We start from the raw sequence: 22,350 nt of genomic DNA on the forward strand, positions 1-22,350 counted from the left end.
GGATGGCCGATGAACGCAAAGTCCAGTTTATTGAAACAGCTATGAAATTATTTGCGGAAAAAGGGTATTACTCTACATCGATTCAAGATATTGTCGATGCATGGGGAATTTCGAAAGGAGCGTTTTATCATCACTTTTCGTCAAAAGAAGACTTAATGCTCGCCATCATTCAGCACCATTTTGAAAAAATGCTGGCAAGCATCACCGCCATTCCGCAGGATAGCGGTTCGGAAAAAGAGCGGTTTATTCAGCAAATTGCTGCGCATTTTGCGAATATGCATGAGCATAAAGACTTTTTGCAGATGATGATCACTGAACAGCTGCCAAAAATTAGCCGCGATATTCATCTTTATTTATTGAAGCAGCAAACTTACATTTTTTCGTGGTATTGCGCTCGCCTCATCGAAGTATACGGAACAGAGATAGAGCGGTACGTGTTTGATGTGGCGACGATGTTAAACGGTATGATTCGCCAATATATGTTTTGTTTCTTTTTGCAGGCAAATAAGCTGCATGCCGAAGAATTGGCGCGTTTTCTCGTGCGGCGTTTGGATGCGATCGTTGCGAGTTTTTCCCATGATGAAGCGCCGATTTTAAACAAAGAAATATTAAAGCCGTTGATCGAAATGGAAGAAAAAGAGTGGCGTGTATTGCAAGAAAAGATTAGCGCCCACATTGCCCATATGCAAAAAAAGATTTTATCACTTTCGCTCGATAAAAAGATACAGCACGAGATTTATGCCGCGCTTGATGCGTTAGAAGCAGAGTTAATGAATGAAGAGTCGGCACCTAGGGAATATGTCGTACAAGGGATTTTATTATATATCGAAAAACAGCATATTCCGTCGCTAGCCGATGATTTAGCGTCGTTGACAGAAGTCGTTCAACAATATATGACAACGAATAGATGGGAGAGAAGAAAATGGAAAAAGGAAATGAATTAGCAATGCAATCGAGCACCATTCGACATCGGAATATATTAATTACAGGTCTTATCATTGCCATGCTTTTTGGGGCATTGGACGGAACGATCGTCGGGACGGCGATGCCGCGCATTGTCGGGGAGCTTGGCGGGTTGAGCTTGATGACGTGGCTGACGACCGCTTATATGCTCACTTCGACGACGGTCGTGCCGATTGCCGGCAAGCTTGCGGATTTATTAGGTAGACGGGTCATTTATGTGACAGGACTCGTCATTTTTATGATTGGCTCCGTGCTTTGCGGCATGGCTGATAATATGACGGAACTCATCATTTACCGCGGGTTGCAAGGAGTCGGCGGGGGAATTATGATGCCGATGGCAATGATCGTCATCGGGGATGTGTTTACCGGAAAAGAACGTGCGAAATGGCAAGGGGTGTTCGGTGCGTTATACGGCCTTGCCTCCGTAATAGGTCCGCAAATCGGCGGCTTTATCGTCGACCATTTGAATTGGCGCTGGGTATTTTATATTAATCTTCCTGTCGGGATTTTGGCAACGATTTTTATTGCGATGGGATTGAGCAAATATAAAGCCGAAGGGCCAGTGAAATTTGATCTTGCCGGGATGTTTACGATGGTTGTCGGCGTTGTTAGCCTGCTTTTAGCGTTAACGTTTGGCGGAGATAAGTACGAATGGACATCATGGCAAATCCTGACGCTGTTTGCGGCGGCCCTTGTCTTTTTAACGCTGTTTGTATTCGCAGAGATGAAAGCAGAAGAACCGATTTTGCCGATGCATTTATTTCGACACCGCACGTTTATCGTGCTAAATGGAATTGGCTTTTTAATGAGTGTCGGCATGTTTGGAGCGATTATGTTCGTTCCGTTTTTTATGCAAGGAGTTGTCGGAGTGAGCGCAACCCAGTCCGGCACGATTATGACGCCGATGATGATTACAATGATTATCGGAAGCATCATTGGCGGCCGAACTGTTTATAAAATTGGCGTAAAATCACAGATATTCATTGGCATGGTCATTATGGCAGCGGGGTTCAGTTTATTAAGCACGATGGACGTGGATACATCGAAATGGACGGCCACGTTGTATATGATCATTTTAGGGCTTGGAATGGGGTTAGTGATGCCGATTTTAACGCTTGCTTTGCAAGAGAGTTTTCCAAAGTCTGAGCTTGGCGTCGTCACTTCCTCAAGCCAATTTTTCCGCTCGATCGGCGGAACGTTTGGTATGACGGTGTTGGGAGCGATTATGAACCATCGCTCGAGCCAGCTGCTTGACGATCGGCTCATGCCAATGCTTCAGTCGCTTCCTGCGCAGGCAAAAGGCATGGTGGATCGATTTGCCCATATGATTCATGATGATCCGCAAGGGCTTTATTCGATTTTGTTTAGCCCGGAAGCGCTAGAGAAAATACCGCCGCAAATGCGGGAAACATTTGTGCCGATTTTAAAACAGTCGCTCGTCGATTCGCTTCATTCCGTATTTTTGTTTGGGCTTATTTTTGTCATCGGCGGAACGGCGCTTGTATTTGGGTTGAAAAAAATCAAGCTATCCGACAAACAACGGACATTACAAGAAATGGGCAAAAACGAAGAACTGCCGCAGAACTGAGCCTCCGCGGCAGTTTTTTTCGTAAATGAGGCTGTCAGCGGGGCTGAGGAGGCTGTGTTTCAAAAGAAGGACAAAATGCGGCTTGCGATTTGTTGGAGCGTTTTTTTATTTATTCAACAGAACAAACTGTCATGTTTTAAACGGAACGGAAACAATCAGCTAGTCAAACACTTTAGAGCGGGTGAGAAAGCGGACGCCTTCTGGACCTTCTAAGGAAAACATGCCGCCGCGCCCGGGAACGACGTCAATAATAAGCTGCGTATGTTTCCAATATTCGTATTGCGCTTTGGAAATGTAAAACGGGCAGCCGCCGATTTCTCCAAGCAGCACGTCGGAATCGCCGATGATTAGATCGCCTTGCGGGTAGCACATCGGTGAGCTGCCATCACAGCACCCGCCCGATTGATGAAACATGAGCGGCCCGTATTTTGCCTTTAGCTTTTCAATCAGCTCCAAAGCGGCTTCAGTCGCGATCACTTTTGGCTGGTCACTCATCGTAAATCCCTCCTAAAAATGGATGAGCAGGAAAGGCAGCGTGAAACACACGCTGCCTGAAAAATATTAGAAGAGCCCGAGTTTTTTCGGCGAATAGCTGACGAGCAAGTTTTTCGTTTGTTGATAATGTTCAAGCATCATTTTATGCGTTTCACGGCCGAATCCGGATAATTTATAGCCTCCGAATGCCGCGTGCGCAGGATACACGTGGTAGCAGTTTGTCCAGACGCGTCCTGCCTGGATGCCGCGCCCGACGCGATAAGCGGTATTAATGTCGCGCGTCCAGACGCCGGCGCCTAAGCCGTACAATGTTTCGTTGGCGATTTCCAACGCTTCGTCGAAGTCTTTAAAGGTTGTGACGGAGACGACCGGTCCGAAAATTTCTTCTTGGAAAATGCGCATTTTATTATGACCTTTGAACACCGTCGGTTTCACGTAGTAGCCATCTCTTAAGTCGCCTTCTAAGTAGTTGCGTTCTCCGCCGATAAGCAATTCGGCGCCTTCTTGTTTGCCGATATCAATGTACGATAATATTTTTTCCAATTGTTCCGAAGATGCTTGCGCGCCAATCATTGTTTCCGTATCGAGCGGATTACCTTGTTTAATTTGTTTTACACGCTCTAACGCGCGCTCCATAAATTTATCGTAAATCGATTCTTGGATGAGGGCGCGGGAAGGGCACGTACACACTTCGCCTTGGTTTAACGCGAACAGCGTAAAGCCTTCGAGCGCTTTATCGAAAAATTCATCGTCTTTTGCCGCTACGTCTTCGAAGAAAATGTTTGGCGATTTTCCGCCAAGCTCTAATGTTACTGGAATAATGTTTTGCGATGCGTATTGCATAATTAAGCGTCCTGTTGTCGTTTCGCCGGTGAAAGCAATTTTAGCGATGCGGTTGCTTGAAGCGAGTGGTTTTCCGGCTTCCAAGCCGAATCCGTTGACGATGTTGACGACACCTGGAGGAAGCAAATCTTCAATGAGTTCCATAAGCACGAGGATCGAAGTTGGTGTTTGTTCTGCAGGTTTTAGGACAACGCAGTTTCCCGCGGCCAATGCCGGCGCGAGCTTCCAAGCCGCCATTAAAAGCGGGAAGTTCCATGGGATGATTTGTCCGACAACCCCAAGCGGTTCCTTAAAATGATAGGCGACTGTATCATGGTCGATTTCCGCTAATGTGCCTTCTTCCGCGCGGATGCAGCCGGCGAAATAGCGGAAATGATCGATGGCAAGCGGAATGTCCGCATTCAACGTTTCGCGAATCGGCTTGCCGTTTTCCCAAGTTTCCGCGACGGCAAGCATTTCCAAGTTTTCTTCCATGCGGTCGGCGATTTTGTTGAGGATGCGCGCGCGTTCGGCAGGAGAAGTGCGCCCCCACGCGTCTTTCGCGGCATGGGCAGCGTCTAATGCTAACTCGATGTCCGCTGCTTTGGAACGCGGTACTTCACAATAAGGTTTCCCAGTGACCGGAGAAATGTTTTCAAAATACTCGCCATCGACCGGCGGGACCCATTTGCCGCCAATGAAGTTTTCATAGCGTTTTTTGAAAGTGATGAGCGAACCAGGCTGCCCAGGTTGAGCGTAAATCATCCAAATTCCCCCTTTGTGTTTTTGTACACGCTTACAAAAAAGTACATATGCATAAATAGAGCGAAAAATTCCTCCCGATTATTAAATTATCATTATATGGGAATTTTGTCAAAGAAAATTTTTAATTATTTAAAAATATAAAATATATAAAAATAAAAATAATGATGAATCTAGTAATGCAGCTCAAGCCCTTCTAGCCACCGGCTCGCATATACGCTGCTTAAATGATGGAACGCTTCGAGCACATCGCTTGGATTCGCGGCAAAAAATTGCTTCGCGGCGTTTTGATTGTCTTCATGAATGAATTGAAATAGAAAATCTGTTTTCATGCGATTGACGATCAAAAGCGCACAATAAGAACGTTCAAGCTGCTTTTTGCGTTCTGTTTCATCGTGAATTTGTTCGAAATGCGCTTTATAACGGGAAACGAGTTCGGGTATATGTTCGCGAATTCGCGCTTGCGCTTCGTTCATCATTTCCTCGACCGCTGCTGGAGAAAGAAAGGACCGTTCTTGCAGCATTGTTCCAAACACTTGTTGCAAGGCGTACGATGATTCTGTCGCGAACGCCACGTTCGCAATCAATCCGTGCATATATTCATCCACGTCGGCTGCTTCGATTCGTAATTTCATAATCGTTTCAAGCACGTCCGAGTGAATTTTTTCTTTCGTCCAATGAGCGGTTAATTCATGAAAAAGCACGGACAATGCGCGGGCAACTTCTTCTTTTGTCATTTGCATCATCGACAGTTCCTTTCTTGACGTTGTTGTAATTTAAGAATGCCACGTCTGTTTATGATCCGTCAATGCTCGTTCCTGTTTTCGAGTTGTACAATCGCGTTTCTTTCAGTAAGATGGAACTAATAGAAAGGGGAAGGAGAGAAACGATGAAGCCGCTGCGGTTGCGAGGCCATCATTTATTATGTGTTCATGGATTTCGCGGGATGGGATACAGCCCGTCGTTTGTCGAAAAAATGTGGGAAGTAGTGGCGAAAATTCGCGATGAAGAGCAAGATTTTCCGATTCAAGTCGTTGCCGCGCTCGACGATGCGTGCATGGCGTGTCCGCATCACGGGGAAACGGCATGCCAAGCGGCCCCGGATTCGAACGAACATGTTCTTTCGATGGATCAAAAAGTGATCCGTCATTTAGGAATTGAAGAAGGCGGAGTTTATTTAAAGTCGGAATTGGTGCGGCGGACAGCGCAAAGGGTGCGCCCGGATGATTTGGACTACTTATGCGCCAACTGTTCGTGGCTTCCGTACGGCGTATGCAAGGAAGGGATTGCGAATGTGCAAAACGGCAACGTCGCGCAAAAAAGTGAAGGATGATGGACGGCGTTGGCAGGAAGGAGGTTTGCGCAATTGGCGCTGTAGCGCGGTCAAGTTCTGATTATTGTGTAAAGGTTTGTGCTCGGTCCAGCGAATTTAGGTTTTAGGAAAATCAAATATCTTTTTACATAAATTCCTATAATTTCATCCCATAGTGATTATTATTGTCAGAATTCAGCAAAAATAATGGCTCCATCTATGAAAAAGTGTGGTATGATAAACAAATATAAGAGATTTTTCAGACAGAAAGGGTTATGGAACATGAAAGTAGCAAAATTTGGCGGAAGCTCGGTCGCAAGCGCCACGCAGTTTCGAAAAGTGGCTGATATTGTCGGCTCTGACGTGGAGCGCCGCATTATTGTCGTGTCAGCGCCCGGGAAGCGATTTAAAGATGACATAAAAATAACCGATATTCTTATTCAATTGGCGCAAGCCGTCATGGATGGGAAAGCGTGCGACGAAATCGTTCAAGCGGTAGTAAAGAGATATGCGGAAATCGCCAAGGAACTCGAATTGCCGGCAGACGAGTTCTTGGCAGAATTGGAAAACGATTTGCGCTGGAAAATGAGCGAATATCGAGACAATCCTAGCCGTTTGATGGACGCGATCAAAGCGAGCGGGGAAGATCATAATGCTAGATTGATGGCGCTCTATTTACAGGAGATAGGGCTGGAAGCAAGCTACGTCAACCCGCGGGAAGCGGGAATTGTCGTTACGGATGAACCGGGAAATGCGCAAATTTTGCCGGAATCGTATGAAAAGCTGTTTCATTTGCGAAAACGGCGCGGCGTGTTAGTGATTCCAGGATTTTTTGGCTACTCGCCAGAAGGGAATATTGTCACATTCCCGCGCGGCGGTTCGGATATTACTGGATCGATTGTGGCAGCTGGGGTGAAAGCGGACGTATATGAAAACTTTACGGACGTTGATTCGATTTATTGCGTCAATCCTTCCATTGTCGAAAATCCGCGCCAGTTAAAAGAAATTACATATCGGGAAATGCGCGAGCTTTCTTATTCAGGGTTTTCCGTGTTTCATGACGAAGCGCTGGAACCAGTTTATAAATCGGGCATTCCCGTTTGTGTGAAAAACACGAATAACCCCGCCGCTCCGGGCACTTGGATTGTCGCAAAACGCAACCATCTCGACGAGCCGATTGCCGGCATCGCCAGCGATACGGGATTTTGCAGCATTAACATCAGCAAATATTTAATGAACAGGGAAATCGGATTTGGACGTAAACTGCTGCAAATTTTAGAGGATGAAGGAATTTCGTATGAACATACTCCGTCCGGAATTGACAACATGTCCGTTATTTTACGGGCAAATCAGCTAGAAGGAGGAAAAGAGCAGCGCATTTTAGACCGCATTCAAACGGAGCTGAAAGTCGACGAAGTTCATATTGAGCGCGGGCTTGCGCTCATCATGGTCGTTGGCGAAGGGATGGAGCGCACTGTCGGGATGGCGGCAAAGGCGACTACGGCGCTTGCGAAGGCAAACATTAACCTCGAAATGATCAACCAAGGTTCATCGGAAGTAAGCATGATGTTCGGCGTAAAAGAAGAAGTCGTAGTCGATGCGGTGCGCGCGCTCTACCAAGCGTATTTTCAAGAGGCAGTCGTAGGAAACGAAGTTTAAGCAATACAATACATAAAGAGGCGGAACGAACAGCGGTTTATCGCTTTCGTGTCCGCCTCTTTTTATATGTTTTTTCAGGAAAAGTTCAATTGTTTGTATAAAATGTTGCTCTCTGTCCGGCGAACCGGAGACAGCGGGAAACAACATCGTTTTTCCCGTTTTTTACACAATTTCCAAGACTTCATCTATTTCATACATAAGACATAAACGTTCGGAAAATACTACCAATGTATATAATTTTAGGAGGGAGAAAACGGCATGAACCGATTTTGCTTCGCCATCATCGCATGTTTCTTTTTTGCCATCGTCCACGGCGTCGCGCCCGCATTTGCGCAAATCGAAAAGCGGGAGCTCGAGCAATACATCAGCAGCATCGGCTGGACCATGAATGATTTACTAAACTATTTGGACGATTATCATATGACGATCGCGGATTTTCAGACGATGGACGAACTAAAGCAATGGCTCGGCACACCGATTGCAGAAGAAAATTTCCAGCAGTTACTCAAGCGCTATCAATTGACACAAGAAGAATTGGAAGCGCTGCTTGGCCAGTTTGGCGAAACGGTGCAAGATTATACGTTCATTGAGGACTTGAATGCGGCTGTCGCCTTTTATTTGCGCCATAACGAGCAGATGCAGCAAATTAACGATATGCTTGGAGCGATTGGCTTTACGGAAAAGGAAGCGAATCGTTTATTTGAGCATGTCGCCTCGCTTCATCGCCAAAATTTGCCGCAGCAGCTGAAAGCGTTGGACGCGCGCATGGAACCGTTTCTGCAAGTGGCAGACGCGGCGCTACTAACGAAACAGCAACGGCGGCAATTGTTTTCCATTTGGGAAGATGCGCTGTCTGCGCTGCAAATAAAACCGAGATTTTATTTGCAGGAAAACGGAAAAAAACAGGAAGTATCTTATCACCGGCTTTTGTCGCTAAATACGCTCGGCGGACGCGATTTATTGATTGAGCTGTACAATCAAAAAGGAGAATTGCTTGCTGATGTGCAGTTATCGGAGGAGATACTGACTTCGGGATATGTGTTTCGGGCTGGCGAAAAATTTATCGACGCCAGCATGCTAGCAAGCGAAATGGAAGAAACAATGCGCGGCGATAAAATGCCGGATACCGCTTCTCCGTACCTTGCCAATATGTTGCTTGGCCTTCTGCTTGCTTTGTTCGGTGCTTACGCGTTTTGGCGGATAAAAAGCAAAGCGGCGGAGTGAGAAACATGGGAGGGAGCTGGGAAACATACAAAACGTGGGGCGCCGTTTTTTGCATGGTGGCAGGGTTGATGGCGGCGGTTTGGAACGGATATTCATATTGGCTTGGGTACGATGCCGTAAAACCGTGGAAAGAAGAAAGAAAAACGCCGATTGCTCCGCGAACGGCTGATTTGCAAACGGCGAACATCGTCGCGAAGCCAAAGATTGGCGAACAAATCGGAACGTTATTGATTCCAAAACTCGGCATTTCCATACCAATTTATCATGGCACGGAAAAGGGACAATTGCGGAAAGGAATCGGCCACTACCCGAAAAGCGCTTTGCCCGGGGAACCAAACAACATGGTGCTGTCCGGTCATCGCGATACCGTATTTTGGCAATTGGGGGAAATCGGCGTTGGCGACAAATTGATCGTGGAAACAGCGATAAAGCAGTTTGTTTATCGCGTGAAAAAAGTGCGCATCGTCGATGAAAACGATCGCACTGTTCTCGTGGAAAAACCGCGTCCGACATTAACGGTGACGACATGTTATCCGTTTCGCTTTATTGGCAAAGCGAAGCAGCGCTATGTTCTTGTTGCACAGCTTGTTTCCACCATAAAGAAAACGGGCTAGACGCGTCGTTCTAGCCCTTTATAGTGGAATTCGCGTTTTTTTCTTCATTATTTTTGAAGCCGCGGCGCTCGTTCAATTGCTGTTTAAATTCCTTCAATAACGCTTCTCCTTGCAGCCCTTTTTCGACAAGGTTCGCGAGCACCACTTCTGCTAAGTCCGTTTTGCTTCGAATTAACAAGCCATCCATCAGCACGCTAATATGGTCGTTCATTCTTGTGATGGAACGAACGGTCGCGATCATGTTGGCGGGATCGTTGCTTCGGTTGGTAATCGTTACTTGAAGACGGAATTCATCGTTTCTTTTTTGCAGCTCGGAAAAGATCGGTTCGTATTGTTTATCTAAATACGTCTCGATCAGCCAGTGGTTTTGTCCGTCTTCCTTATTAATAATAAGTCCGTCAATGAATGGAATTTCTTGCCGATGCAAATCGTCGTGAACGACGGAGAGCCCCACAAGCTTGAAGGTTTTCATTCCATCACCTCGTCAACATTGTCTTACGAAAATTATATCACATTCTAATAACCGAGGGGAAATGTATAACGTGTCCGTTATCGAAATAAGGAAATTGCATACTGTATTGATGTTGTAAACTGTCGTCTTATTTTTATGGGAATATATAAAAATTGAATTTTGCTGTCGATTTTACGCCGTTGATGCCGTATGTTGGCGATATTGTTTGGAAAGAACGGCATGCAAAAATTAAAAAATGGCGATTTTACGAGGGAAATGGAAGTCCATTATGATGAAGATGCACTGAAACGGAAGGGAGGGATGTGTCGAAACATGATCAACCAAGTCGTGCTCGTCGGCCGGCTGACAAAAGATCCAGAACTTCGATATACCGCCGATGGAGCCGCGGTCGCTAACGTCACATTAGCGGTGACAAGAAATTTTCGCAATGCGGAAGGGGGAATTGACACCGATTTCGTTCAATGCACACTCTGGCGAAAAGTGGCGGAGAACACGGCGAATTATTGCCGGAAAGGTTCGATTATTGGCGTCATGGGGCGAATTCAAACGAGAAGCTATGAAAAGAAAGACGGACAGCGGGTGTTTGTGACGGAAGTGGTAGCCGAATCCGTGCGATTTATGGGCGGCAAAACGCACGAATGGATCGAACATTCATAGTTTTCCTCTATGCTTCCCCATTTTTCCTTTCCAACATTTTCCCCAAGAGAAAGAGAGCGTGTTCCCTCGCAACATCCCCCAACGATTGCGCTAGCAAGAAACGTTAGCGCTTTTTTTCTGCGAACATGGCGATGTTCTTGCGCGAATTGGCATAGTTGCGCGAAACGAAAAAGTCGTGAATCGGGACGCTTCATTATTTCATTGCATCGGAAAATTCATTCACCAGCGTAACAATGATCGCTTCCAAATGTTTCCGCTTTTTCGCCGGCAGTTGTGTCAGCGAATAAATCGTTTTTTCCATATTCGGATTTTGTTTGAAGTAGTCAATGATGTCGAGCATTTTCTCATCAATGTGATCCGTTTGATACAAAAGGTTCATTTCCCGCAGAAGCTCTTTTTTCGTCGTATGCTTCCCGATTAAGAAATCGATGCTCACTTCGTAGAGGTTGCTCAATTTTTCCAGCGATTGTACGTCCGGGAGCAATTCTCCGTTTTCCCATTTGCTGATTTGCGAGCGCGATATATTGAGATGCTGCGCTAGCTGTTCTTGCGTCCAGTTATGCTGCTTGCGCAAATATTTTAGTTTTTCTCCTAATTTCATCATTTTCTTCACCACAGCTCCAATAAATCGATCAATAACTTAAAGATAGAAGAGCGTGGAGAAGACTTGTGTTCTATTTATGAACATTTTTTCTTTTGTTCGAAAAAGGATCAAAACTTTCTCTTTTGTCAATGTTCGACTCCTTTTATATCATGCTACAATAAGCAAAAAATGGATAAATATTTACTATAATTAGGAAAAAAGAGGGATGCTGGTGAATATTTATCTCGCGGATTTAATTGTGAGTGAGCGGAAAGGGTTAAAGCGAAATAAGGGGACATATAGGATATTTGTAAAAGAAACGCGAAATCCGTTTTCAATTAGATTGAAAACGATTGCACCGACGAATTTCACCGATTCATTGCGGTTTTTAAAAAGCGAGGAGAAACATAGTCGTTCCTTAGGAGAAGAGATATGGTTCCGGACGGTTACGTGCGACGGCGATGCTCAGCTATATTTTGTATTTAAATCTATCAATCAATTATATATGTTTATCGTGAAGCTCGACTTGCAAAAGCGAAAATTTGAAATTTCCCTCTATGAATGGAACCAGCTTCAACAAAAATATCTCCGCCTTCGTACAAACGAGCTGCTGACAATAGAAAAACAGCTTATTTACTATATTTTGCAGTCGTTTTATATTTTTGAAAACAAGCGGATCTCGTACTTGTTTATGTGTCCAGCAAGAAGAAATTACAAGCTGTAATCGCTGCGTCATTTCCTCGAGTGTGTTCCCCCTTTTTTCTTTTCCTATTGCGATTTTCTCTCTGTTTTTGGGTGTTTCGATCGAGCGGGGCGCGCCGCCCATGACGTATCGGCAGGCAAGACTTGCCGAATGCGTCACAATATGTCATGCGGCGCGCCGGAACTGATTCGCCCGGGATTTGATCACAACGGGATGAAGCCCCGGATTTTGTGTAAAAAGCAAACGGCATGATCCAAGTTGATTGGATTGAGGTATTGCACATCATAATGCAGAGGTGATCCGCAGCGAACGTTGCTGATTTTTTTAGGACTATATATAACAAAAAAACGTTGCTGATTTTTTTAGGACTATATATAACAAAAAATAATACAAAATACTCTTTTTGCGGGAAAGCAAGTTTCAGTATACTAAAAGAAAGGTATATATCGCTGTTACGCACCTTTCCGCATGTCGAAAAAACGGAATCTGTCTCATGTTGGACCCGAACAGTTTTGTCATGGATTTCTTTTTTCGACATTGTTGCGAGTGCCGGTCCGGCCGATGGGAGAGAAGCGAAAAGGTGCGGAGTCGGATAGGCGGGGAAAACAAAAAAGTTTAGTAGAAAACTTGGGTCTTTGCCATTTTTTGTGGTTTTTCGTTTGCCTCATCCCTTAGCTGGAGACATTTATCCATTAACGGCAAATATGGTGATGCATCAAACGTTTACAATGGTTGTGCAAAAGGTGAAAGTAGAGAAGGGAGAGGGAGATACTTGTGAATTTGAAGCCAAGACATATCGTGTTAACGTCCGCTTTCGCTTCTGCGCTGTTTCTTATGCCAGATGATGGAAAAGCGGCGGAGTGGAAAGTGGGGATGAGTTCTCCGCAAGTGAAAGAACTGCAGCAGCTGTTAAAAGAAAAAGGATTTTTTACATATCCGACTGCCACAGGATATTTCGGAACGATAACCGAGCAGGCGGTCAAAGCGTTTCAAGCGTCCGTCCGCTTGCCTGTCACGGGCGTCGTGGATGACGTTACATACGCTAAGTTAAAAGAAGCTGCCGTTTATAGTACTGCGGAAATGAAAATCGGTTCGCGCGGAAACAATGTGAAAGTGTTGCAGCAAAACTTAAAACAGCTCGGCTATTTCAAATATCCGGAGATTACTGGCTATTATGGGACCATTACGCGGGACGCGGTCAAGCGGTTCCAGCAAAATCACGGCCTTCCCGCGACGGGAATCGCCGACGCCCGCACTGTGCAGTCTATCCAAAACGAGGTGAATCGGCGCCCTGCCAGAATCGCTCAAGCGACTGTATTGACAATCGGTTCGAAAGGGACGGAAGTAAGCAAATTACAGCAAAATTTAAAACAGCTCGGCTATTTTACTTATCCGAAAATAACAGGATATTATGGCACGGTTACAGCGGATGCCGTCCGTCAATTTCAAAAGCGGTATCGTCTCCCGGTTACTGGCAAGGCTGACGGCGAGACACTGGCGAAAATCAACGAGGCGATCTCCGATTCCAAGCCGGAGCCGTCTGCGCCAAAAGCGGCTATCCGTTTAACGATCGGATCAACGGGTTCGGAAGTGAAAAAAGTGCAAACGAAGCTAAAACAGCTCGGCTATTTTACGCATCCGGAAATTACAGGATATTATGGGTCCATTACGGCGGAAGCGGTGAAACAATTCCAGAAGAGCGCCGGCATTAAAGCGACCGGCGTTGTCGACGCGGAGACGTATGAGCGCTTGATGGGACAGGCACCGCAGCGGAAGCTGAACGCCATTGCGCTTGTCGCGGATGCCGCAGAACTTCTCGGCAAGCCGTATGTTTGGGGCGGGGAAACGCCGCAAGTAGGTTTTGATTGCAGCGGATTTATTGTTTATTTGTTTAAAAAGCAGGGCATTTCTTTGCCGCGCACGGTAGCGACGATTTGGAACGTCGGCACACCGGTTTCCGCCCCTTCGGTTGGCGATATCGTCTTTTTTGCAACGAGTGGGTCCGGCCCGTCCCATGCCGGCATATATATCGGTAATCAGCAATTTATTCATAGCGGCTCTTCCACTGGCGTAACGATCAGCAGTTTGAATAATTCTTATTGGAAAGCACGCTATTTGGGAGCAAAACGATATTAAATTCGGACGCTTTGCTTAAAAAAATGGATGATGAACAAAATGCGGGGATGGCTCGGGAACTTCCGAAGCTGTCCCTTTGCTTTAGGGAGCTATTCATCGCTATCGACGCCATTGATGGGCGGTCTTTCAACTTCCCTGCATGTCAAATCAGCATCGTTTTTGTGGCGCAGCCCCGCGGATTCTTTTTTGCACGGATCCCTGCCATCTGGCAAACAAAGAGCTGGAAGTTTTTGCGTTTGCTGAGAACGCGCATGTTGGCGGTTGAGGAAATGGAAAGGTTATGATAATGTAAGGAAGGAAGTTTGTGTAAGGACTAACATTTTGTCATTGTAGGTGAAAGTATGGCTGATAAAATCAAAGTAATGACGATTTTTGGCACAAGACCCGAAGCCATTAAAATGGCACCGCTTGTATTGGAGCTAAAAAAACATTCGGAGCTGATCGAACCGATTGTCACTGTCACGGCGCAGCATCGGCAAATGCTGGATCAAGTGCTGGAAATTTTCGATATAAAGCCGGATTATGACTTAAATATTATGAAAGACCGCCAAACGTTGACAGAAATTACCGTCCGTGCTTTAGAAGGGCTCGACGACGTGATGAAAAAGGTAAAGCCGGATTTGGTGCTGGTGCACGGGGACACAACGACAACGTTTGTCGCCAGCCTGGCTGCGTTTTACAATCAGATTGCTGTCGGGCACGTCGAAGCCGGATTGCGCACGTGGAACAAATATTCACCGTTTCCAGAAGAAATGAACCGCCAGCTTACCGGCGTGATTGCCGACCTTCATTTCGCGCCGACGAAAAAAGCGTATGAAAACTTAATCAATGAAAATAAAAAGCCCGACTCGATTTTTATTACGGGAAACACGGCGATCGACGCGTTAAAAACAACCGTGACAGACAGCTATAAGCATGATATTTTAGAGAAAATCGGCGACGATCGCATGATTTTATTAACCGCCCATCGTCGGGAAAATCTTGGCGAATCGATGCGCAACATGTTCCGCGCGATCAAGCGCATTGTCCAAGAGCACGAAGATGTGCAAGTTGTTTATCCTGTTCATTTAAATCCGGCGGTACGCGAAGTAGCCGATGAAATTCTTGGCAACGATCCGCGCATTCATTTAATCGAACCTTTAGGCGTGTTTGACTTTCATAATCTCGCTGCGAGGGCGTTCCTTATTTTGACCGATTCCGGTGGCGTGCAGGAAGAAGCGCCTTCATTGGGCGTGCCGGTGTTGGTGCTGCGCGACACGACGGAACGGCCGGAAGGAATCGAAGCGGGGACGCTGAAATTAGCGGGAACGAATGAGGAAACGATATACAGCATGGCCCGTGAGCTATTGAATAACCGCAGCGAATATGAAAAAATGGCGAAAGCCTCGAACCCATACGGAGACGGTCAGGCTTCCAAGCGCATTGTGCAGGCGATTCTTTATTATTTTGGCAAGGCAACAAATCCGCCTGAACCATTTTCCATCTAGATGATGGAATCTTCCATGTCCTTTGCAAATGAAGAAACATGCAGGAGTTTTCTCATAATAGTAGCGGTTATGAAAAAGGAAATAATTTCTTCCTGATTTTTATTTATATGATAAAAAGGTTGATCCCAAAAGAAAACAACGGAGGTTTTTTAGTTAATGTTGAAAAATCTTCCTCGTTCCGTAAAAATTGGAATAACCCGTTCCATTACTCGTACATTTGAAGCATATATGCGGGACATTGAATGGAATGAACAACGATTTGATCCGCAAGTATTTATGCAACGGTGGCGCAATTATATTGTGCGCCATTCCAGCTGGTTCCATTCTCTTGACGACCGCTTAAAAACAAATCCATTGTTTCATCAGGAATTGGCTGATAAAATTAATTCCGTCATTGATAAAGTGCTGTCGGAAGCGCCGACGGAGGAGCAGCTTGCCAAAATTAGGAGATTGGCAAAACTGCATGGCGAAAAAGACATTCACGTTTCCTGCAAGGCGGAAGCAGATTATCAGATTGAACGTCTCGAGCGTCTTGGGAATATGGACAAAACAGAAAATGAATGACATGCCATATCAAGGTATTTTGGCATGTTTTTTATTTTCGCTAGCGGTTTGCGGTTATGCAGAGATAGGAGAGGAAAGCCTCGTTTCTCGAACAGGGACGTCGGTCCTTTGGCGGAATTTAAATATTATGGAAAAAGTGTACATTCGAATTTTGTTTCATTATATATTGAAATTCCGTTACAATAAATACAAACTATATGATATGTATGCATTTTTTGCTATAATAAAATTCGGGTGCAAAAAAGGTACTTTGCGTAAAAAAGGAGAGACATCTTTCATATGAGTAAAAAAATTTGCGTCATTGGATTAGGATATATTGGATTACCGACGTCAGTAATGTTTGCTAATCACGGCATCCAAGTACATGGCGTCGATATTAACGAAAAAACAGTGAAGATGATTCAGCAAAAACAGTTGCACATCGAAGAACCAGGATTACAGGAGCGACTTAACAAGGCGATTGATAGCGGAAAATTTACCGTTTCCACTAAACCGGAGGAAGCGGATGTATTTATTATTGCCGTCCCGTCTCCAATTAACAAGGATAAAACAGCAAATTTAGATTATGTGCGCGCTGCGACAAAATCGATTGTCCCTTATGTTCGAAAAGGAAATTTAGTTGTGCTCGAGTCAACGGTGCCCCCGCGCACGGTGGAAGACGTCATGCTTCCTATTTTACGGGAAGCTAATTTAGAGATTGGGACGGAATTATTTGTGTCTCATTCTCCAGAGCGTGTGATTCCAGGAAGAATTTTTGAAGAATTGGTCAACAATGACCGCATTGTCGGCGGAATTAACGAGGAATCCGGACGCTTGACGGCGGAATTATATAAAACGTTTGTCAAAGGAACGATTCACATCACCGACGCGACAACCGCAGAAATGGTGAAAGTAATCGAAAATACGTATCGCGATGTCAATATCGCATTTGCCAATGAATTGGCAAAAATAAGCGAGAAAATCGGCGTCAATGTATGGGAAGCGATTCGTCTTGCTAATTTCCATCCGCGCGTAAACATCCATTTGCCTGGACCAGGGGTTGGAGGCCATTGCATTGCAGTAGATCCTTGGTTTTTGGTGGAATTACAACCAGAATTAGCGAAAATAGTAAGCCTTGCGCGCCATACAAACGACAGCATGCCGGAATATACAGCGCTAAAAATTAAACAAATTCTTGAAAATGAAAATATTCATCATGGCCGCGTTGCCGTATTTGGCCTAGCGTTCAAAGGAAACGTTGACGATATGCGGGAAAGTCCGTCACTGGAAGTCATTCATCATTTAGAAAAGCTTGGGCTTGATTATACTGCTTACGATCCACATATCAAGGAAAATAAATTGGCGTGCCAGACGCAACAAATTGAAGAGGCTGTTGCCCACGCCGATATTATCGTCATTTTAACCGATCATAATGAATTTAAAACGCTGCATCCAGAAAAAATCGCTCCTCTTGTACGAACGAAAATTATTTTGGATACAAAAAACTGCATCGACCGGAGCGAATGGAAGAAGCATGGATTTCACGTATTGGTGCTTGGGGATGGAAAAAAACAATCTAGATGATAGCTGCAGATTAGGTGTGATAGGATGAAAGAAACGTTTTTAGGTGTCCATGTTTGTACATACACGTACGAACAGCTTGTGACAAAGTTAATGGAAGACATTGATCATAACCGTAAATCGTTTATCGTTGCGATTAATCCCGAAAAAATCATGAAAGCCCAGCAGGATGACCGATTGCGGGAATTGCTGAATCAGGCGACATATCCTATTCCGGATGGGATAGGGGTGATTTTGGCTTCCATCTTAAAAGGAGGCCGCATTCGGTCGCGAGTAACGGGAATCGATATGATGCTCCGCTTATGCAAAGAAGCGGCTGCACGCGGGAAAAAAATTTTCCTTTATGGTGCAAAGCCCGGGATAGCCGATGAGGCAAAGCGGAGATTGGAAAAAATGTTTCCGGGAATTCAAATTGTCGGAACCATGCACGGATATGAGAAAGATGAACAAGTTGTCCAAGAGGCTATCAATCAATCGGGGGCGGACATTTTATTTGTTGCGTTAGGAAGTCCTGCCCAAGAATACTGGATCGCTAACCATATGCATTCGCTGTCCCCAAAAGTATATCAAGGAGTTGGCGGGTCTTTTGATGTGATTTCTGGAAGGATAAAAAGAGCTCCCCTTCTTGTTCAAAAGCTAGGGTTAGAATGGCTATACCGCTTGCTGAAAGAGCCATGGCGCTGGAAGCGGCAGCTTGCGCTTCCGAAATTTCTGATTAAAGTGATTAGAGAATAGAAGGGATAGTATGTCAAAATTACGCATTGCGAGCATCCTGTTTTTGCTATCCACCTTTTTCTTGAAATTCTCGAGCATGTTTCGCGATATAATCATCGCCAATTTGTTCGGTAACTCTTATGTCACCGATGCTTATATCGCGGCGATGACCATCCCCAATGCGCTTATTTTGTTTATGTTGACGGGGATGAAAGATGCCTTTTTGCCTAGCTATTATAAGTACGCCAAGCTAGGAAAAGGCTTTTCTCATTTAACGAACATCGTAAAGGGAACATTTTGGATTTCGTTTGTCATCGCGGTCGCCGGGGCGCTTCTTTCTCCGCTTGTCATTCCAAAACTATATCCAGATTTTAATAGTCATGGAACGCAAATTGCTATATGGACGGCGGTCATTTACTTTCTGTCTGTGGCTATTGTCGGCGTCAATGCGGTTTACGAAGGATATTTTGACGCCCAAAAGATGTTTTCGTTTTCGACATTTTCCCAGACGATTGTTGTGCTGTGCACGATTGGCGGCGCGCTGTTTCTTCATCGCCCAATGGGGATTTATTCCGTGCCGTTTGGCTATTTTGTCGGAACTATCTTTTCTTTCTTAATCAAGCTGTTTTATTTAGGGCCGCGCCAGTTTATTGACTGGAAGCAGCCGGTGGATCGAAAAGAAGTTCTCTCGTTTTACCGCGTATTTTTGCCAATCGGGCTAACGATCGCCGTCGGCCAAGTAAACTTGTTTGTGAACACATTGTTTGCCGCAAGGCTTGGCGAAGGTGCTGTATCTACTCTAAACTATGCATTTCGCCTCGTAAGTATTCCGCAGGCGATTTTTGGAGTAACCATCGCTACAATTGTGTTTCCGTTGTTGGCAGAGGCAAGAACGAAAAACGACATGGCTCTGTTTAGAGTCGGCATCGAAAAGGGACTTACGTACATGTTTTTATTTTTGGCGCCGACGGTTGCCGGAATGCTTGTGCTGATGAAAGAGTGCGTTCAGATTGTATACGAGCGGGGGGCGTTTACGGCGAGTGCGACCGCCCAAACAAGCGAATACTCATTTTTGTATATCGGTTCCGTTCTTTTTTACAGCATTCAAGCTGTCATTGCGAAAGGATTTTATACGCTGGAAAAAGGGCATTATATGCTGAGAGCCGGAATTGTTTCGATTATTGCTAACATTATTTTTAATGCGATTTTTTCCAGCACAATAGGAGCGGCGGGTTTGGCTTTATCCGCGTCTTTTGTCGGCTTGGTGTATTCGCTGATTACGTTTACGACGCTCTATAAAATCACAGGTGGATTTCGCCTTTCGGTGGTTGGAAAGGAATACGGAAAAATTACCATTAGTACGCTCGCAATGGTAGCTGTGTTGCTTTTTATGAAATACGAATTGCATGCCGATCGGCTCGCCATCATACCGTACTTAACGGTCATGATTATATCGGGGGCGGCGGTATACTTTGTAGCATTATGGGTGTTTAAGGTACAATCCGTTAAAGAAATTTTAACGAAAAAGAGGAGGAAAGAAGTTTCTTAGAAGGAAACTGAAAAGCTATGAAACGACTAGGGATGCTGCGAAAGTGGAATAACGAGATTGATTCATTTTCACCATATTTTTTCTTTCCTTTTATTTTAATTCTTTACTTTTTTGTCAGTTTGTTTGATTTTGGAAAAATAGAATATTTTGAAGCTGATCGGAATATTTTATGGGCCATTTTAGCCGGGCTTCTTTCCTATTTGGCAGCTGTTTATATTGTCCAAAAGAAAAATTGGATGTTTCCTTCTATGGGGCTGGCCTTTTTAAAAGGAAAAACGAAATATTTTTTGTATGCTCTTGGCATTATCGGATTGGCTAGTTACGTTATTATGCTTGCGACAGGACAAATTGGGATTGCGGATGAATCGGTGCGCAGGCACTTAGATCCGAAGTTGAATTTTTTAAGTTCGTTTTTATGGTTTTCTGTTCTGTTTCTTATTTGTGACCGTGCTGTTCGCGAACATCCGCTCACAAAGAAGCAGATGCGCACGTATTTTTCAGTGTTGGTCGTCGTTTTGCTGCTTTTAGTGTTAATGGGATATCGGACACCGATTGTCATTATGTGCTTTACATGTTTGATTGTTTTCCATTATACGATTCGGCGCATTAAGCTGTCATGGCTGCTGGCGTTTTTATTCGTCATTGGTTTGTCGCTTTCGTTATTCGGGTTTTTCCGCGTCATTACAGAGGACCAGACGAAAGAATTTAACAGCCATGAAGGGCCGAATGTGGAGTTAAGTGAAGAGCAAGTAGATAGAGATGCGGCGCTCCTCCGCAAAATTAATGAAACACCGAAATGGGTTCGCGGTTTAACGGAAGTAAGCGTAACAGGCCGGATTGTGCTAAGCAAATTAATGGAATATACCGATAAACATGGATATTTGTATGGAAAGCTTCATGAAGGGATATTTTCGACGATTTTGCCGGGCGAGCAGCTATCGCCGCGCATGTTGATTACGGAAATGGTAAATTCGCTTACCGTAGATAAAGGGAAATATGTGACGCGCCCGGGAAGAACCACCACGCCGACATTGCTTGGACAATTTTATGTCGAGGCAGGCTATTGGGCGATTATCATTGGCTTTGCCCTGTACGGCGTGATTTTGTCGATGTTGTATAATCAGATGAAGCAATCGGGATTCGCTTCGTTTCAAACGATTGCGTACGCGTTTATCACGACGATTTTTATGATTTCCATCCATACTGGTTTGCTAGATTTATTGTTTTTGTTGATGATTGGCTATGCTATTGCCTCCAGCGCAATTGAAAGAACGAGGGCAAACGGCTAAAAAAGTCGTTGTTATATAAAGATGTCAATGGTAAAATATACTTGTACGACAGATATTATTTCCTTCTGTAGCAATATAAAGAAAAGACCTCGGTTGGTAGCCACTGGGAAACCGTCTATCTTTAGATAGGCGGTTTTTTTCATAAAAAATGAGGGTGTCCCAAAAGTGATGGGACACCCTTTTGTGCCAATCATATATACGCACGAACAATAAGAGAAAACCTATATATGGTATTCTGTTTATGGTTGAAACAACCTTTTAGGCCAGCCTCATTTTCTTTACGATTGTGGAGAAGAAGACGGCAGCGATACTTTCCATGAACGAAGGTCAGGATTTTCCTTCGTGACTAGCGATTTTGGGAAAATAAACGTCCACGGCTTGCTTGTATTTGCTTTCACTTCAAAGTTATCAAGGGCAAACGCGCCGCTGGCGACGACATCTCCGCTTGCATCATGCACTTGCAACGCTAACTGTTGGATATGAATGTTTTTGTCGCTTCCATTGCGAATGAGCAACGTGACATGAAGATCGCCTTGTTCTGTCTGCCGCGCTTGCAGCCCCATAAAATTGACTTCTCCCGGTTTAGGCGGCTGCAGCGATTGGACGAGCGCTTGCAATTTTTGTCTGTCCTCCGCTGCCAAACTTTTCTCCCAGCTTTCTTCTAAATCAAGGGAGTGGCGCTTTTGTTTTGGCAATTCAAAGGCGAGCTTCCAATCAACAAGCGGTATCTCGGAAGTTCTGAGTGTTTCCTGTTCAAATAAAAATTTCCACGGGCGGCTGCTGCGCGGAGGGACTTCTCCAAGTTCCGACAAATCGAACACTTTACGGGCGAGCACTTCATTGTTTGGACCGAGCAACAAAAGCGGAGTTGGGCTGAATGCAACCGGGCGGGACAAGCTGTTTCGGACGAAAGCCGTAACGACATATCCTTGCGGCACTTGTTTTAAATCAATGCCGGATAAAGAAATTTGGTTTTTTTTCAGCGGCCGCTGCTGATTATGCAAAAATTGATAATAGTAGCGCTCTTCGACGCTTACGTTCCACGATGGATGGAACGACAGCTCTGTTTTGACTTCTTCTTCGCCCGAATCTGTATCGCTGCTTCCTAACAGTTCGCTTGCTTCCACGACGCTGTCACGTTCGTCTTTTTGCTGTTTTTGTTTTTTAAAAAATGGCAACATGTGATTCCCTCCATAT

21 protein-coding genes are annotated in these 22,350 nt (G+C 44.9%); 15 read left to right on the plus strand and 6 right to left on the minus strand.

What is annotated here, in order from left to right; translation table 11 throughout:
- Positions 1-2 precede the first annotated feature (2 nt).
- Together MWM02_RS01455 and MWM02_RS01460 are read left to right on the plus strand one after the other, a co-directional pair.
- Positions 3-944: a TetR/AcrR family transcriptional regulator gene (locus tag MWM02_RS01455; protein WP_064552259.1), complete on the plus strand. Its 942-nt coding sequence runs from the start codon at positions 3-5 to the stop codon at positions 942-944.
- A complete protein-coding gene (locus tag MWM02_RS01460; RefSeq protein WP_064552258.1) occupies positions 923-2,551 on the plus strand; it encodes an MDR family MFS transporter in 1,629 nt (542 codons plus the stop codon). The genes MWM02_RS01455 and MWM02_RS01460 overlap by 22 nt, the downstream gene beginning before the upstream one ends.
- Positions 2,552-2,710: 159 nt before the next feature.
- Here MWM02_RS01460 and MWM02_RS01465 read toward each other — a convergent pair whose 3' ends face one another.
- The 3 genes from MWM02_RS01465 to MWM02_RS01475 all read right to left on the minus strand — a co-directional run bounded on the left by MWM02_RS01465 (position 2,711) and on the right by MWM02_RS01475 (position 5,373).
- The gene (locus tag MWM02_RS01465) at positions 2,711-3,046 is read right to left on the minus strand and encodes a DUF779 domain-containing protein (protein WP_244402791.1); all 336 of its coding nucleotides are present in this window, start codon (positions 3,044-3,046) and stop codon (positions 2,711-2,713) included.
- Positions 3,047-3,112: 66 nt separating this feature from the next.
- Positions 3,113-4,633: an aldehyde dehydrogenase gene (gene adh, locus MWM02_RS01470; RefSeq protein WP_244402792.1), complete on the minus strand. Its 1,521-nt coding sequence runs from the start codon at positions 4,631-4,633 to the stop codon at positions 3,113-3,115.
- Between the two features lie 170 nt (positions 4,634-4,803).
- Positions 4,804-5,373 carry a hypothetical protein gene (locus MWM02_RS01475; RefSeq protein ID WP_064552257.1) on the minus strand — a complete coding sequence of 190 codons (570 nt, stop codon included), beginning with the start codon at positions 5,371-5,373 and terminating at the stop codon, positions 4,804-4,806.
- A 146-nt stretch (positions 5,374-5,519) separates the two neighbouring features.
- On the opposite strand from MWM02_RS01475, the gene MWM02_RS01480 reads away from it, so the two are divergent.
- The 4 genes from MWM02_RS01480 (at position 5,520) to MWM02_RS01495 (ending at position 9,439) form a co-directional block, all read left to right on the plus strand.
- Positions 5,520-5,963 (plus strand): DUF1284 domain-containing protein, encoded by a 444-nt coding sequence (locus tag MWM02_RS01480; RefSeq protein WP_064552256.1) that lies wholly within the window; start codon positions 5,520-5,522, stop codon positions 5,961-5,963.
- A 261-nt stretch (positions 5,964-6,224) separates the two neighbouring features.
- Positions 6,225-7,601, plus strand: coding sequence for an aspartate kinase (locus MWM02_RS01485; protein ID WP_244402793.1), 1,377 nt, complete (start codon positions 6,225-6,227; stop codon positions 7,599-7,601).
- Positions 7,602-7,859: 258 nt separating this feature from the next.
- A complete protein-coding gene (locus MWM02_RS01490) occupies positions 7,860-8,825 on the plus strand; it encodes a processed acidic surface protein (RefSeq protein ID WP_244402794.1) in 966 nt (321 codons plus the stop codon).
- A 5-nt stretch (positions 8,826-8,830) separates the two neighbouring features.
- On the plus strand, positions 8,831-9,439 hold the full coding sequence (locus MWM02_RS01495; RefSeq protein ID WP_064552253.1) for a class D sortase: 609 nt from the start codon (positions 8,831-8,833) through the stop codon (positions 9,437-9,439).
- 10 nt (positions 9,440-9,449) lie between these two features.
- Here MWM02_RS01495 and MWM02_RS01500 read toward each other — a convergent pair whose 3' ends face one another.
- Entirely contained in the window at positions 9,450-9,911 is a 462-nt protein-coding gene (locus tag MWM02_RS01500) for a YwpF-like family protein (RefSeq protein WP_064552252.1), read from the minus strand.
- 312 nt (positions 9,912-10,223) lie between these two features.
- Between MWM02_RS01500 and ssb the strand changes: the two genes are divergently transcribed.
- Positions 10,224-10,568 carry a single-stranded DNA-binding protein gene (gene ssb, locus MWM02_RS01505; protein WP_244403583.1) on the plus strand — a complete coding sequence of 115 codons (345 nt, stop codon included), beginning with the start codon at positions 10,224-10,226 and terminating at the stop codon, positions 10,566-10,568.
- Between the two features lie 193 nt (positions 10,569-10,761).
- On the opposite strand, the gene MWM02_RS01510 is transcribed toward ssb, so the two are convergent.
- Positions 10,762-11,172 carry a helix-turn-helix domain-containing protein gene (locus tag MWM02_RS01510; protein WP_064552251.1) on the minus strand — a complete coding sequence of 137 codons (411 nt, stop codon included), beginning with the start codon at positions 11,170-11,172 and terminating at the stop codon, positions 10,762-10,764.
- A 205-nt stretch (positions 11,173-11,377) separates the two neighbouring features.
- Between MWM02_RS01510 and MWM02_RS01515 the strand changes: the two genes are divergently transcribed.
- From MWM02_RS01515 to MWM02_RS01550, 8 genes are all read left to right on the plus strand, one after another.
- Entirely contained in the window at positions 11,378-11,875 is a 498-nt protein-coding gene (locus MWM02_RS01515; RefSeq protein ID WP_064552250.1) for a hypothetical protein, read from the plus strand.
- 753 nt (positions 11,876-12,628) lie between these two features.
- Complete coding sequence (locus MWM02_RS01520) at positions 12,629-13,990, plus strand: C40 family peptidase (protein WP_244402795.1); 1,362 nt, start codon at positions 12,629-12,631, stop codon at positions 13,988-13,990.
- 341 nt (positions 13,991-14,331) lie between these two features.
- Positions 14,332-15,477: a non-hydrolyzing UDP-N-acetylglucosamine 2-epimerase gene (gene wecB, locus MWM02_RS01525; protein ID WP_244402796.1), complete on the plus strand. Its 1,146-nt coding sequence runs from the start codon at positions 14,332-14,334 to the stop codon at positions 15,475-15,477.
- Between the two features lie 156 nt (positions 15,478-15,633).
- Positions 15,634-16,041 (plus strand): hypothetical protein, encoded by a 408-nt coding sequence (locus MWM02_RS01530; protein ID WP_064552246.1) that lies wholly within the window; start codon positions 15,634-15,636, stop codon positions 16,039-16,041.
- A 279-nt stretch (positions 16,042-16,320) separates the two neighbouring features.
- Complete coding sequence (locus MWM02_RS01535; RefSeq protein WP_064552244.1) at positions 16,321-17,604, plus strand: nucleotide sugar dehydrogenase; 1,284 nt, start codon at positions 16,321-16,323, stop codon at positions 17,602-17,604.
- A gap of 24 nt (positions 17,605-17,628) precedes the next feature.
- On the plus strand, positions 17,629-18,336 hold the full coding sequence (locus MWM02_RS01540) for a WecB/TagA/CpsF family glycosyltransferase (protein ID WP_244402797.1): 708 nt from the start codon (positions 17,629-17,631) through the stop codon (positions 18,334-18,336).
- A gap of 10 nt (positions 18,337-18,346) precedes the next feature.
- Positions 18,347-19,864 (plus strand): murein biosynthesis integral membrane protein MurJ, encoded by a 1,518-nt coding sequence (gene murJ, locus MWM02_RS01545; protein ID WP_064552242.1) that lies wholly within the window; start codon positions 18,347-18,349, stop codon positions 19,862-19,864.
- A 17-nt stretch (positions 19,865-19,881) separates the two neighbouring features.
- Positions 19,882-21,153 carry an oligosaccharide repeat unit polymerase family protein gene (locus tag MWM02_RS01550; protein WP_244402798.1) on the plus strand — a complete coding sequence of 424 codons (1,272 nt, stop codon included), beginning with the start codon at positions 19,882-19,884 and terminating at the stop codon, positions 21,151-21,153.
- A 278-nt stretch (positions 21,154-21,431) separates the two neighbouring features.
- Here the strand turns inward: MWM02_RS01550 and MWM02_RS01555 are convergent, their stop codons facing one another.
- On the minus strand, positions 21,432-22,334 hold the full coding sequence (locus MWM02_RS01555; RefSeq protein WP_244402799.1) for an accessory Sec system S-layer assembly protein: 903 nt from the start codon (positions 22,332-22,334) through the stop codon (positions 21,432-21,434).
- Between the last annotated feature and the right edge of the window lie 16 nt (positions 22,335-22,350).

Origin of the sequence: Parageobacillus sp. KH3-4, assembly GCF_022846435.1 — a bacterium.
In the GTDB taxonomy this organism is placed as follows: domain Bacteria; phylum Bacillota; class Bacilli; order Bacillales; family Anoxybacillaceae; genus Parageobacillus; species Parageobacillus thermoglucosidasius_A.